Origin of the sequence: Subtercola vilae (assembly GCF_004923255.1) — a bacterium.
In the GTDB taxonomy this organism is placed as follows: domain Bacteria; phylum Actinomycetota; class Actinomycetes; order Actinomycetales; family Microbacteriaceae; genus Subtercola; species Subtercola vilae.
Genome location: NZ_QYRT01000017.1, coordinates 25568 through 38850, shown reverse-complemented (window position 1 = coordinate 38850; position 13283 = coordinate 25568). Strand labels below are relative to the sequence as shown.

The 13283-nt window shown below is 61.5% G+C and carries 12 protein-coding genes and 3 pseudogenes; 7 read left to right on the top strand and 8 right to left on the bottom strand.

Annotated elements, in window-relative coordinates; genetic code table 11:
• Positions 1 to 17 precede the first annotated feature (17 nt).
• The 5 genes from D4765_RS10315 to D4765_RS10295 all read left to right on the top strand — a co-directional run bounded on the left by D4765_RS10315 (position 18) and on the right by D4765_RS10295 (position 4924).
• The gene (locus D4765_RS10315; RefSeq protein WP_237280373.1) at positions 18 to 701 is read left to right on the top strand and encodes a response regulator transcription factor; all 684 of its coding nucleotides are present in this window, start codon (positions 18 to 20) and stop codon (positions 699 to 701) included.
• The gene (locus D4765_RS10310) at positions 701 to 2062 is read left to right on the top strand and encodes a sensor histidine kinase (RefSeq protein WP_136642213.1); all 1362 of its coding nucleotides are present in this window, start codon (positions 701 to 703) and stop codon (positions 2060 to 2062) included. The genes D4765_RS10315 and D4765_RS10310 overlap by 1 nt, the downstream gene beginning before the upstream one ends.
• Positions 2063 to 2181: 119 nt before the next feature.
• Positions 2182 to 3630 (top strand): ferredoxin reductase family protein, encoded by a 1449-nt coding sequence (locus tag D4765_RS10305; protein WP_136642212.1) that lies wholly within the window; start codon positions 2182 to 2184, stop codon positions 3628 to 3630.
• On the top strand, positions 3627 to 4154 hold the full coding sequence (locus D4765_RS10300; protein ID WP_201799284.1) for an FMN-binding protein: 528 nt from the start codon (positions 3627 to 3629) through the stop codon (positions 4152 to 4154). The genes D4765_RS10305 and D4765_RS10300 overlap by 4 nt, the downstream gene beginning before the upstream one ends.
• Positions 4151 to 4924 (top strand): FAD:protein FMN transferase, encoded by a 774-nt coding sequence (locus D4765_RS10295; RefSeq protein WP_237280372.1) that lies wholly within the window; start codon positions 4151 to 4153, stop codon positions 4922 to 4924. Before D4765_RS10300 ends, D4765_RS10295 begins: the two co-directional genes overlap by 4 nt.
• 68 nt (positions 4925 to 4992) lie before the next feature.
• Here D4765_RS10295 and D4765_RS10290 read toward each other — a convergent pair.
• The 8 genes and pseudogenes from D4765_RS10290 to D4765_RS10255 all read right to left on the bottom strand — a co-directional run.
• Positions 4993 to 5613: pseudogene (locus tag D4765_RS10290) on the bottom strand (transposase); the annotation flags it as partial.
• A gap of 107 nt (positions 5614 to 5720) precedes the next feature.
• A pseudogene (locus D4765_RS10285) lies at positions 5721 to 6263 on the bottom strand (transposase); the annotation flags it as partial.
• A gap of 91 nt (positions 6264 to 6354) precedes the next feature.
• On the bottom strand, positions 6355 to 7353 hold the full coding sequence (locus D4765_RS10280) for a transposase (protein WP_237280371.1): 999 nt from the start codon (positions 7351 to 7353) through the stop codon (positions 6355 to 6357).
• A 311-nt stretch (positions 7354 to 7664) separates the two neighbouring features.
• Positions 7665 to 8126 (bottom strand): annotated as a pseudogene (locus D4765_RS10275) (IS256 family transposase); the annotation flags it as partial.
• Between the two features lie 60 nt (positions 8127 to 8186).
• On the bottom strand, positions 8187 to 8573 hold the full coding sequence (locus D4765_RS20155) for a LysR family transcriptional regulator (protein ID WP_161580409.1): 387 nt from the start codon (positions 8571 to 8573) through the stop codon (positions 8187 to 8189).
• A 258-nt stretch (positions 8574 to 8831) separates the two neighbouring features.
• Positions 8832 to 9152 carry a metal-sensitive transcriptional regulator gene (locus tag D4765_RS10265; protein ID WP_136642208.1) on the bottom strand — a complete coding sequence of 107 codons (321 nt, stop codon included), beginning with the start codon at positions 9150 to 9152 and terminating at the stop codon, positions 8832 to 8834.
• Entirely contained in the window at positions 9149 to 9454 is a 306-nt protein-coding gene (locus D4765_RS10260; protein ID WP_136642207.1) for a rhodanese-like domain-containing protein, read from the bottom strand. The genes D4765_RS10265 and D4765_RS10260 overlap by 4 nt, the downstream gene beginning before the upstream one ends.
• On the bottom strand, positions 9451 to 11118 hold the full coding sequence (locus D4765_RS10255; protein ID WP_136642206.1) for an FAD-dependent oxidoreductase: 1668 nt from the start codon (positions 11116 to 11118) through the stop codon (positions 9451 to 9453). The genes D4765_RS10260 and D4765_RS10255 overlap by 4 nt, the downstream gene beginning before the upstream one ends.
• Positions 11119 to 11800: 682 nt before the next feature.
• Between D4765_RS10255 and D4765_RS10250 the strand changes: the two genes are divergently transcribed.
• Both D4765_RS10250 and D4765_RS19690 read left to right on the top strand, forming a co-directional pair.
• The gene (locus tag D4765_RS10250; protein WP_136642205.1) at positions 11801 to 12148 is read left to right on the top strand and encodes a DsrE family protein; all 348 of its coding nucleotides are present in this window, start codon (positions 11801 to 11803) and stop codon (positions 12146 to 12148) included.
• 659 nt (positions 12149 to 12807) lie between these two features.
• Complete coding sequence (locus tag D4765_RS19690; protein ID WP_237280370.1) at positions 12808 to 13233, top strand: phage integrase N-terminal SAM-like domain-containing protein; 426 nt, start codon at positions 12808 to 12810, stop codon at positions 13231 to 13233.
• Positions 13234 to 13283: the final 50 nt, after the last annotated feature.

The window sequence follows — 13283 nt, the reverse complement described above, 5'->3', positions numbered from 1 at the left end:
AGGTGAGCGTGTCACGAGTGCTCGTCGTTGAGGACGACCCGGAGATGGGCGCCCTGATTGAGCGGGGGCTCGCCGGTGAGGGCCACACAGTTGTGCTGGTCACGAACGGTATGGATGCGCTGATCGCGTTGAGCAATGAAACGTTCACGGCCGCAGCAATAGACGTGATGCTGCCGAAGATGAGCGGATTCGAGCTCTGCAGGCGTATCCGTGAGTCCGGCAACCGTTTGCCGATCATTATGCTCACGGCACGAGATGGTGTCGAAGACAGGATCACCGGCTTGGATCTGGGCGCGGACGATTATCTGACGAAGCCGTTCGCTGTGGCCGAGTTGAACGCCCGACTCCGGGCCCACATTCGCCGCGATGAAGCAGGTGGCACGACCTCGCTAAGCATCGGCAACCTGACCGTTGATTCCGCTGCCGTCAGAGCACTGGTCGACGGTAAACCCATCTCGCTGAGTTTGAAAGAGTTCGCTTTGCTCCGGTTGCTTGCCTCGCAACCCGGAACCGTGTTCACCCGGACCAAAATTCTTGAAGAGGTGTGGGGCTCTGCGCAGTTTTTTGAACCTACCTTGGTAGATCAATACGTCAGCTACGTGCGCCGGAAACTTGATGCTGCTGCCGCCCGGGTCAAAATTACAACCGTTCGAGGGGCCGGCTATCAGCTTGACGAGGCCAGCACCACGATCGACCGCTGATGCGGGCCCTATCCATTCGCGTACGCATCACCCTGGGTAGCGCACTGGTGGCAGCGGCCCTTCTGATCTTGGTCGGCGTCGGCATTCATCTTCAGATGCTGACCGTCACCGCCCAGTCCGATCGGACGCTTGCGGCAAGCGATCTAGAAGCATTCATGTCTGACATTCGAAACAACCCCAACGAGACACCCGACCCGCCCGCCGCCGGCATCCTCGTGTTGGTGAGAGACCCTGGCGGGGCCTACCGAGTCGATACCGTGCCGACCGGTATTCGGGACGCCCTGCACGATCATTCTTCCGGCGATGACACCTTCACCCTCACCAGCGCCGCGGGGAGCTACACGGTCGTCGGTAAGACCCTGGCCACACCGTCCGGAGTGTGGCAGCTATGGGCAGTCCGAAGCAGTGCAACAAGCAATCTCACCGTCAGCGAGGTCGATCGCCGTCTCGCCGTCGCGCTTGCCGGAATCTTGGTGGTTTTCACGTTCGCGGCATGGTTGCTGACCACCCTCGCACTTCGGCCGGTCACCAAGATGCGCGCCTCGGCAGAGATTCTCAGCGAAACCGACAGCGACGATGAACTCCCCGTAGGCCCGGCGAACGATGAACTCTCCGCCCTGGCCGCCACCCTCAATAACTTCCTCCGCCGAGTCAGAGGAACAGCCGTCCGTGAACGGCAGATGATCTCCGATGCAAGCCACGAGCTCCGCACCCCGATCGCTGTCATGTCAGCGCAGTTAGAACTCGCCCACACCCACTTCGGTGACGCCGCCGCGCTTGAAAAAGAGGTCCTCGCAGCCGAAGCATCCTTATCGCGGCTCGCGAGGCTCGCCAGCAATCTTCTTGAGCTGTCTCGGTTAGACGCGGCAGGTGAGAAGCAAAACCCGCATGAGACGTCAACGGCAGGTGAATTGGTCACCGAACTGATGAGCGCGATCGACCGGGCCCGGATGATCGCCGGTGCCGGACAGGTGACCATCGAGTTCGAGGACACTATTGTTTCACCCGAGCAGAAATGCCTGCTGACCCCGACAGCATTCGGTCAGGTGCTCGATAACCTGCTCATCAATGCCCTGAACGCGTCCGGAGGTACCGGAAACATCACCGTCGCGCTGGACCAAACTGCCTCCGCACTGCGCCTTATCATCACGGATGAGGGCACCGGAATGCCGGAAGAGTTCATCCCGCACGCATTCGAACGATTCTCCCAACCGGACACAGCACAAGGCTCCGGTATTTCGGGTAGCGGACTCGGTCTCGCCCTCGTGCACACCATCCTGGACCGCGCCGAAGGGACGATCACGCTCACCAATCGGCAGCCAACCGGTCTCATCGTGGAAGTGCTGATAGCGAATGTATGAAATCTCGTGCAGCTTTCGTCCGTGAACCTCATCGTCTACCCGAGATGCAACGTCAAGCTCTCCTCAGAACCACCCCGCATCCGCTCGGGGTGAGCGTCATCTGAGACAGGGAGAGAACCGTGGCAACCAGCACCGCGCATCCCCGCACCTCGAAACGTGCGCGACAGGATGGCCCGCTGAGCCGCGAAACGGTAATCGCTGCGCGGCAACGCGCCCGGAACTACCGTGCCCGGGCGCGCGCCGCTGACCTGATGGGAATACTCTGCTGGGTCTCCGTCGCGCTATCGGTCAGCTTGTACCTCGCCTACAGCGGCTCCAGCCAATTCACCAGCCCGGGCGGGTTCATCACCGCCGCCGGCATCATCACCGGCCTCGCGGGAACTGACCTCATCCTGCTGATGCTCCTCCTCGCAGCACGCGTGCCATGGATCGACAAAACAGTGGGCCAAGACCGGGCAATCGCACTCCACAAAAAGCTTGGCAAACCGGCACTGTACCTGATCCTCGGCCACGGGCTGCTTCTGACGGTCGGCTACTCAATCACCGACGGCAGCAACGTGATAGCCGAAACGATCAGCTTCTTCGGTCTCGGCAACGACCTCCTGCTGGCCTACATCAGCACCGGGCTACTGCTCGGCGTCGTCGTAACCTCTGTGGTCGCCGTACGTCGCCACTTCGCTTACGAAGCCTGGCATGTCATCCACCTACTCAGCTATGTCGCAGTGCTCACCGCGCTTCCGCATCAGCTCAGCATCGGCGGCGTCCTCGCCGACGGAACGCTTCAACGCATCTACTGGATCGGCCTCTACGTCACCGCGTTCGGCGCGATCGCGGTATTCCGGTTCGCCGTCCCGATCATCAGAACTCTCCGGCACAGGATGCGAGTGGAACGCATCGAAAAAATCGCACCCGGGGTGGTCTCCATCCAGCTCGCCGGTGCTGATCTTCGCAGGCTCGGTGCCGAGGGCGGCCAATACGCGATCTGGCGGTTCTGGTCACGGCGAACCTGGTGGCATGCCCACCCGATCTCGTTCTCCGCAATGCCCACTGACCGTACGGTCAGGATCACGGTACGGGAACTCGGCCGCGGCACATCACGGCTCACCCGCCTCCGCACCGGAACGTTCGTGTCCATCGAAGGACCATACGGAATCTTCACCGACCAGGCCAGAACATCCCCATACCTGACTGTGATCGCGGCCGGGATCGGTGTGACACCGATTCGGGCAATGCTCGAGCACGCCAAACTCAGACCCGGCGAGGCCAGTATCTTGCTCCGCGGCAGCGATGGAAGCCAGCAATACCTGTGGCAGGAAATCGGTCAAATCGCCAAGAACACCAATGCCAGCGCGTTCTCCATGCTCGGCCCACGGCCCAGGAACTACCCAACATGGATGTCCGCACACGCCCTAGCCAACAACATCACCCTCGAGTCAACCTTCCCGCACCTGCACGAATCCGACCTGTTCATCTGCGGCCCAGCAGCGTGGGCAAACGAAGTCTTAGCCGACGCCCGAGACGCGGGCCTGCCCGAGAAACAGATCCACATCGAAAGGTTCGACACATGAGAAAACGAGCAATCGCCGTCAGCATCGTCTCCTCCGGTGCGGTCATCATCGCAGGCTGGAACATCGGAACACACGCCCAAACGGCCCAAACAACCGAAGCGGCCCCCGTTCCACCGCCGACAAGGGTCGCGGCACCTCCGGCACCCACACAAACAGTCATCCCACAGCCGAAGACCTCGGCCCCCGCCTCTGCGCCCCCCTCAATACCGGCGCAGCCCGCCCCGGCCGCCCCAGCTGCTCCGGCACCCTCGAACACCTTCACCGGCTCATCGGTCAGCACCCCGTACGGAAACGTTCAGGTCAAAGTCACCGTCGATGCCGGGAAAATCACTGACGTGACGCCGCTTCACCTGACCGATGACGGAGGCCGATCAGTGCAGATCAGTAACCGGGCGGCACCAATCCTTCAGCAAGAGATCCTCGCCGCTCAGTCCGCGAACGTCGACTCCGTCAGCGGCGCGACGTACACCAGCGACGGGTACCTGAAGTCATTGCAGTCCGCCCTCGATCAGGCCGGCCGGTGACGCTCACCCGCACATTTCACGCCATGGGTACCGTTACGAGCCTCCGGCTGCGTCGTGACGACATCCATGACCGCGAGCTGGATACCGTCGAGAGCATCTTCCGACAATACGACGACATATTCAGCCTTTACCAGCCCACCTCCGAACTGAGCCGTATCGCCGACGGTTCACTCCGGCTCCCGGATTCTTCCCAACTGCTACGGGAAAATTACGCGGAGGCTATTGACTGGAGAAACACGACAGCCGGAACCTTCAGCCCGCACCGCCCCGATGGAGTCATCGACCTCTCCGGAACCATCAAAGCGAAGGCAATGTCCGACGCCCGGGACCAGCTAACCCTGATCAGTCCGACAGGGTGGCTACTCAACGCCGGCGGCGACATCCTCACCTCTCAGAACACCGAGGAGCCCTGGCGGATCGGCATCGTCGACCCGCACGACCGAACCGAGCTGCTCTGCACGATCCGGCTGAAACCCACATGGTCAGCAGTCGCCACATCCGGCACCGCGGAACGCGGCGAACACATCTGGCGACACAACCCGGAAAGCGAATTCGCTCAGGTCACCATCCTCGCCGCCGACATCCTCACCGCAGACGTACTCGCTACCTCCATCCTCTCCGGCGGCAAGCAACAACTCGATCACGCCACCCACCACCACCCAATCGACGCGCTAACAGTTGACCGCAACGGCACAATCCTGGCTACCCCAGCTCTCCGGGTACATCTCAGCGAAGCGCACTCAAGCGAAGGCGCCCGATCTCGCGCCTAAAACAATCGGGCCGACCCACCCGGCGGCGAATCACTTGAACATGTAAGGCATTCCTAAAACTCCGGTCAGCCGAAAATGTCGCGGATACCGTCGACTGTGACGGCAAGGGCAACATAGGTTGGCCGGTTCGTGACCTAACCATCCCGGATCAAGAGGCCTGTTCTGCCATTTCAGCATGCCCTCGATCACCCGGTCAGTCATCGCGGTGGTCGTCGTCTTTGACACGTCAGCGCCGTACACCTCAGCCAAATGGGCGCTGATATCGCCGTGCGTCAAATCGCGCGCTGACAACGACAACACCATCTCATCCACACCCGTCAGGCGGTGCTGATGTTTCCGCACGATCCGCGGCGTGAAGGAGCCATCACGATCCCGTGGGACTTTGATCGGGACCGACCCGATATCGGTCAGCACCTTTATCGTCCGCGAGCCGTTCCGGGCGTTTGTGACCTCGCCGGCACGTTCGTGCTTGTCGTAACCGGGGTGGTCCGTCAGCTCACCCTACAACGCCGACTCGAGCACTAACTTCGTCAGCTGGCCCAACAGGCCACCCTCGCCGGTCAGCGCAACACCCTGCTCACGGGCTTTCCCGATCAGCTGCTCCACCAGCCCCCATCGACCACGTCATTCTGCTTCACCGTCGCCACGGCCTCGTTCTCCACTACGTCATCCAGCACATCGGTCATCATGTTCCTCCTTGTCAGGAGTTACACCGAAAATCGTATAGTCCCTATGGATCCAAGGTCGAGGAAGGTGTCGGGGGCATCGACGCGAACGGTGCTTTCGGCGGTTTTCATTAGTAGGTTTCCGGTGCGGGCCAGCGGTCCGCGAAGGTGATGGCGAACGCGTTCAGCGCGGGCTTCCAGCGGATCGTCCATCGGGTGCGGCCTTGACCGGTTGGGTCAAGGCTACGAGTGACAAGATCTCCCCCACTGAAGCGTCAGCGGGGGCACCCCCAGGCACTTCAGCGCTGCCTGCTCGGTCGGGAAATGACCCCGTGCTCGGACCGCGCGCCGGTATCTCGCGTTCAGCGACTCGATCGCATTCGTGCTACAGATCATGGTTCGAATCTCGAGGTCGTACGCCAGGAACGGTGTGAATTCTTCCCACGCGGACTCCCACAACCGGATGATCGCACCGTATTTCGTGCCCCACTTCATTTCGTGCCCCACTTCATTTCGTGCCCCACTTCTCGGTCAGGTCAACCAGTGGTCCTAGCCGCCGCCGGTGATCGTGCGGTGTAAATCGGTTTCATGTCACGTTTCAGCGCGTCCCAGTCCTGCTTTGACGCGAGCCGGAACGTGTTCCGCAGCAAATGAATGATGCAGACTTCCGCTGTCAACCTGTCGGTCTGTTTGGTTCCTGGGGGCGGGCGCGCCTGCGGCCGGGCTGGGGCCTATTGCTCCAGTCCGGTGCGTTTGCGGTGGGTGTCAGCTGGCCATGGTGAGAGCTAGCTGATCGGTGCCCGGCATGGCCGACTGGACAGCGGTCAGAGCTTCACGGCGGTGAGGGTGCTGATCGGGGTCGTAGAAAGTGTTGTCGTGCCAACACTTCCAGAGGATCCGGACCCAGCGGGCGGCGATGCCGCGGAGTGCTCGGTGGTGTGCTTGGCCGTTGGAGCGTGCGGTTTCGTAGAGGACGCCGGACCAGTGGGGGTCTTCGCGGACGGCGACGAAGGCCCACCAGTCGATCATGTGCCGCATACGTTTATTCGCGGCGTAACGGAACCGAACCTGCCTGGTACGCCCTGACGCTTTCGTCACGGGTGCGAGCCCGGTTTCAGCGAGCAGCGCCGCCGCTGAGGGAAACCGGGCCCTGTCTTCGCCCATCCCGGCAAGAAGTGTTGCGGCGGTCGCGGGGCCGATTCCGGGGAAGCTGGTGAAGATGCGGGTGTCGGGGTGCAGTGCGAGGAGGCGATCTATCTCGTTGTCGTACTCTCTGACGTGCTGGTTCAGCAGCTGAAGTTGCTGTGCGAACCTGGTCGCGGTGAATGCTTTGCCCTGATTGGTGCCATCGCTTGCGGTGAGCAGGTGCGGCCGGATTCTTTCCACGAGCGTTTCGGCGGGTGTCCGCGCGGAGTAATGCTCTCGTGTGATGAAGCTGGCCATCCGTTTGTGGCTGACCCGGGCGGCTTGCGCAGGCAGGGGGTAGCGGTGGATGAACTCCAAAGAGATGTTCCGGTCGAGGGTGGAGAAAAGGTGAAGTACGGCGGGGTTGTACGCCTCCATTGTGGCGCGGAGCTGATTTTCTAGATCACGCTGGTTTCGGATGACGCGTTCGCGGTCCCGGATCACAGCGCGCAGCTGCATCAGCGTTGGGGATGCGGGTAGCAACGGTCGCCAGCGTGAGTGTTCGTGGCGGAGAGTGTCAGCGAGCACGAATGCGTCGAAGACATCGGTGATGTCGGAGTGCAGATGTGGTTGAGCCATGAGGCTGTGGTGTCCTTCCATCTGGAATTCCACCTGCATGCCGGTGATGCGTGGCAGCCTCGCGTCAGAACCTTATCTCGGCAATCACCGTCGTTTTGGTGTTGCTACTCCCGCTGGCTGATTCACGATTCTGCCCCGCGGCGATCGAACGGGTCTGTATCTGGACCTCGAAGGTGACAGGTCTGAATAGGTTCTGACCGCCACGGCGCAGGTGGCCGGCCGGAACATCCGACCACCACCATTGTGGACAGAGATAACGTCTGGACCGTGGCGAGTGGCCACACATTCCCAACAACCTCTGGCAGGCCCTACAGCCCGTCGCAGACGAGGAAGAACGTGTCCCTGACACCACGGTTCTTGATGTCAGTGAGCACACTCATCCAGAACTTCGCACCCTCACCACCAGTCCCAGCCCAGAGCCCGAGGACGTCTTTCTCCCCGGCAAGGGTCACTCCGATCGCGGCATAGAACGGCCGATTCGCGACTTGCCCGTCACGGATCTTGACCAAGATCGCGTCGATGAAGATGGCCGCGTACACCTCGGACAGTAGTCGAGTGGACCACTCGTTCATCTCGTCCACGACCTTGTCGGTGATCCTGGAGGCCGTCTCCTTCGATACCGATGCGCCTTAAATCTGTTCGAAATGAGCCGAGATCTCGCCCGTCGTTAATCCCTTCGCGTACAGCGACAACACGATCTCCTCGACCCCATTCAGCCGGCGCTGCCTCTTCTTCACTATCTGCGGCTCGAACGTCCCGCCGCGGTCTCTTGGACCTCGATCTGGACGTGCCCGCTCGAAAGCCTGAAGAATGACCGCCACGGAGAATGCGGATCAGGGGCGCAACGGTGATGGCCCAGATGATGGACGCGATGACCTCGCTCGGAAAGTGCACACCGTCGATGACGAGCGCCGTACCCACGCCTCGGTGGATGGAGGTTTAGAAGCGTGTTCGTGCAACCTGATTGGGAACGGCTGCACAAGGAGCTTGCCGGGGTAGGGGTGCCGCTGAAACTGCTTCATGGCGAGTACGTTAACGGGTGCGCTGTGTTGGCCGCCCGAGGTGCGGTTGGCGATGGCAAATCCCAGAGCGCGTTCAGCTGCTCGGATCCGGGACGACGCAGCTTGCTGCGACATGCCCACGAGTGCTGCCGCGGCGGTGAATGTCCCGGTGGCAGCGATAGCGGCGAGAATGCGGAGGGTGACAACGTCAAGAGTCATGTCCATCAATCACCACCGTCTCAGCCGTAGGCACATCATGACTTTGAAAATGGGGCCACAAATGCGGCACCCACAGAATTATCGTCGATCGGTGTTTCGATGGCCTTGCTGCTCCTCCTCTCTCATCGTCGGTTCCGGATTCTCTGTTCGGGAGAATGGGCACCTGCAGGATAGAGCAGCTCGGCGACGTCGAACTCTGGCGCCGGGCTCGGGGTGCGGCCAGGGTTCTGAACGTCATCCTCGTCTGTGTTGCTGCCATCAGGCGAGGGTGAGGAAAAGTTTTTCTAGCTCGTCGACGGTGAGCTTTCCGCGGCCGATGTTTTCTTGGGTGGTATCTGTGGTGGGTTCGTCGGTGATGCATTGGCGAAGCGCGGTTGAAACGATCGCGAAGCCTGCTTTGTCGAGGGCGCTTGAGACGGCGGCGAGTTGGGTGACGACGTCGCGGCAGTCCCCACCGCTTTCCACTGCGGCAATGACGGCGGCGAGTTGACCGTGCGCCCGTTTCAGCCGGTTGGCTACCTTACGGATGGCTGCCGGGTCATGGAGGCGACCGTTCTCTGTCTGTGCGTGGGTTTTCATGGCTGCTCCGTGACGAGCGGGTGCCGATGTTGGCTCCATGCGGTGGTGCCGCCTTCGATATTGATGGCGTCGATTCCGTGTTCAATGAGGAGAGTAGTGGCTTTCGCGCTTCGTCCGCCGGACTGGCAGATGACGTACACCGGTCCTTCGTTGGGGACGTCCGCAATTCGGCCGGTCAGTTCGGACAGGGGATGGTTTACGGCGCCGGGCACATGGCCGGCAGTGTATTCGTCTGGTTCTCGGACGTCGATGAGGGTGGGTTCCTCGAGAATAGCGAGTTGGTCAACGGTGATCTGGTTCATGCTGCTTCTTTCTCTGCCGTGGCAGATGTGCGGGATGGGGAGGTGCCGGCTTTCCAGGTCAGGTAACCGCCGTCGAGGTTTCGAACGTCATAGCCCAGCTGGGTCAGGATTCGTGCTGCGGTGTGGCCGCGCTGTCCGACTTGGCAGTGCACGACGAGTTGTCCGTTGGCAAGTTCGAGGTGTCGGTCACGTAGCTCGTCGAGGGGAACGTTGACGGCTCCCGGAATCGCGCCGGCGGTGAATTCTTCCGGGCTTCGGACGTCGACGAGTGTGGCCCCCGCGTCCAGGAGTGTGTCGAGTTCGTGCCATTGCACGGTGCGGGTGTTCCCGGTGCGGAGGTTGTCCGCGACGTAACCGGCGAGGTTGACAGCGTCTTTCGCGGAGCCGTACTGTGGCGCGTAGGCGAGTTCGAGGCGGGAAAGGCCGGACGCGGAAATGTGGCCGGCCATCGCGGTCGCGATCACGTCGATCCGTTTATCGACGCCTTCGCCCCCGACGATCTGCGCGCCCAGAATGCTGTCGTCGGCGGGATCAACGAGCAGCTTCACCGCCATCTGCTGCGCACCGGGGTAGTACCCGGCGTGTGAGGACGGATGGGTGTGGATGACCCTGTGGGCTCGACCCGAGGCGCGGAGACGTTTTTCGCTCCACCCGACGGTAGCGATCGTTATCCCAAGCACGCCCACGATCCCGGTGCCGAAAGCGGGCGCTGCGGGACCGGGATCGATTCCGGCGATAGCGTCCGCGGCGGCGCGTCCGTGCCTGTTCGCAAGCCCCGCCATCGTGACGAGAATGCCCCGACCGTCAAGAGCGTCGGTTTTTTCAACTCCATCGCCTACCGCGAAGATTGACGGGTCGCTCGTGCGCTGGTGCCCGTCGACAACGATGCCGCCGGTCTGCCCGACCGTGATCCCCGCAGCACGTGCAAGTCCTGTCTCTGGATGCACGCCCGTTGCCTCAATGACGAGATCGGCGGCCACTTCGGTTCCGTCGGAGAGCTGGACGACGCCGGGCCTGGCCCCGGTCACCGTCGTGCCGAGCCGCACGTCAATGCCGTGGCCTCGGAGTACCTGCTCGATCGGGGCCGCCATCTCAGGGTCAAGCGGTGAAAGGATTTGCGGGCCACGCTGTACGAGGGTGACCATGGCGCCTCGGGCGAGGAGGTTTTCCACCGCCTCCAGACCGATGTATCCGGCACCGACCACAACGACGCGTTCAGGTCCGTCAAGCGACCTGAGGACTTCCAGAACACGGTCGACGTCCTCGACGCTACGCAGCGTGTGGGTGGGAACGAATCCCGTCGTCGGCCCGAGACCCGCGGAAGAACCTCCGGCGAGAACAAGAGTGTCGTAGGTTTCCGTGAGCTCGGAACCTGTATCCAGATTTCGGACGGTGACGGTTTTAGCTGCAGCATCGATGCCCACGACTTCGTGCCTGACACGCACATCAAGACCGAACCGGGCCGCGAGCGACTCCGGCGTCTGCAGCAGCAGCGCTGAACGATCCTCTATCACACCGCCCACAAAGTACGGCAGACCACAATTGGCAAAAGACACGTACGCGCCACGTTCGAACACCACGATCTCCCGCCGCTCGTCGAGTCGGCGAAGTCGTGTGGCTGCGGACATCCCGCCCGCGACGCCACCAATGATGATCGTTTTCATAGATCTAACTATACCCCCGGGGGTATAGTTATGTCGAGGGGGGTCGATAGCAACGGCCCCGGAAGATGAGGGAGAAAACCATGTGCCGAGCTGTTACCTGTCGAACCTGCAAAAAGACCACGTGGGCCGGTTGCGGACAGCACGTCGGCCAGGTCATGCGGGACATCCCGCGAGCGGAGCGCTGCCCAGGTCACACCAACGACGCGCCACCCAGCAACGGTTTCTTCGCACGCCTCCTCAGGCGGTAGCGCCACTCGTACTGTGGAGGTGACGGGACAGCCCTTCCGGGTGGCGCCTTGGGACTATGATCTGATGAAGATCTCGATCCTGCATATCGCAGACTGCCGGGCCTTGACCTGGCTGAGGGCCGTTCGTACAGCCCTCGCGGCCGCGGATTGGGCCGCCACCGTCGAGATGGCAACCCAGCTCATCACCCAGAGGATGCCTGGACGCACCGGTTCGCCGGGTCTTCGACCATCCTCATCGACGGGGTCAACGCGTTCCCTCGGAAGGCGCCACCGAGAATCTCGCCTGCCGTATCTATCTCACCCCGGAGGGGCTGCGCCCGGCACCCACCGTTGAACAACTGCTCGCTGCCACAATCGCTGCGTAACAACCCTCGACCGGAGAGGTACAAGCGAAGCCGCAAAGCCATTTTTAACTACGCCTAGGAAGTCATCTGATGGTTGCCCGCCACCTCCTCATCCATGTGCACGGCAATAATTTCGACGCTGTCACCGCCGCCCTGCGGGTGGCACGAAACAGCTCCACCGAACTCGGCGCCGACGTTAGCATTCACATCGTTGCGCAAGGCCCCCTGGTCAGACAGCTCGCCAAAGGCAGCCCAATCGCCCCGGACCTGGCAGAAACAATTCACTCCGGCCAGATCGAGGTCCTAGCTTGCCGCAACAGCATGACCAGCGCGGAACTCAGGCCCAACGATCTGCAACCAGGCGTCACAACAACCCCGTCCGCGGTCGCCTTCCTCGCCGAACAGCAATTCAACGGTTGGGCCTACGTACGACTGTGAGCAACACCCCTCACTTCCCTGACCGCATCCTCGTGCGAGAAGAAAGCACTTCACCGACATTGGATACTCTCACCTCACGGTCGCAGGCACCCAAACACGGTTCATCGAAAGTCCAGGAGCTCTCCCCAAGGATGCCACGAGAGTTGGCCAAACCTAGCAGTACGTGAATGTGAAAGGCGGACCCGACCGACGCTTTTCGAATAACCCCGTCCTACCCATCGCGCTGTACGGTGCGATCAATCTCAGCACCCGTGAAGGATTTGACTGGAGAATTCAGACGTCTCGAGCCGACGCGGGCACCTCACTCTCCTCTGTGTTGGGAATGAGCCCTCTGCGCCACGCTCAGTGAAGTCAGACCGCACGTGAGAAGCAGTCCACTCGTTATTTTTTCGCCGCAGGCCTAAGTGATTGCAGTGCGAGAAACTGAGATGGATTGCGCTGATAATGGACGTTATGACAAGAGAAGTATCTTGTATTCGCATTGGTTGCGAATAGACGACTCCCTCTCGACCCGCGCATCTTCCGCACTCGGGGGTGCTCTGGATCGCTTGTGGGACGTGCGGCGCCGACCAACGGCGTTGATCTAATGACCCTCTGATCGGACAGTCCATGAAGTCCGTTGACGACGGTTCGCATTTAATGCAAAGCTTTCGCGTAATATGCGAACGATAGTTGAGGGCCCGATTGGTGCCGTTCCAGCCCATTTAGCTGGCGGCGCTGCGGTCCTTCACGCCGAAGAGACGGTCTGGGCGGCGATGCTTGCGGGTTGGCGTGCTCAGCAGACCTCACGGAACCTGGCCGAGGCCACGATCGAACGCCGCCGATCCGTGGTCTGCCGGTTCCAGGACTACGTCGGGTCGTATCCGTGGGCGTGGACGGCACCGGAGGTGGATGAGTTCTTCCTCGAATTCCGGGTGCTGCGCCATGGTTCGCACTCGACGCTGCTGAGCTACCAGAACGCGTTACGAATGTTCCTCGAGTACATCGTCGATCCCGCGTACGGCTGGGTTGAGCTGTGCTGGTCTCGGTTCGGCGATCATCCGGTGCAGGTCTTCCACGAGTGGAACACTGCACGGCACACATAGCAGGCAATCGCTGGTCCCGGCAAGCGGCCCTACACCCGTGCCGAGCTGCA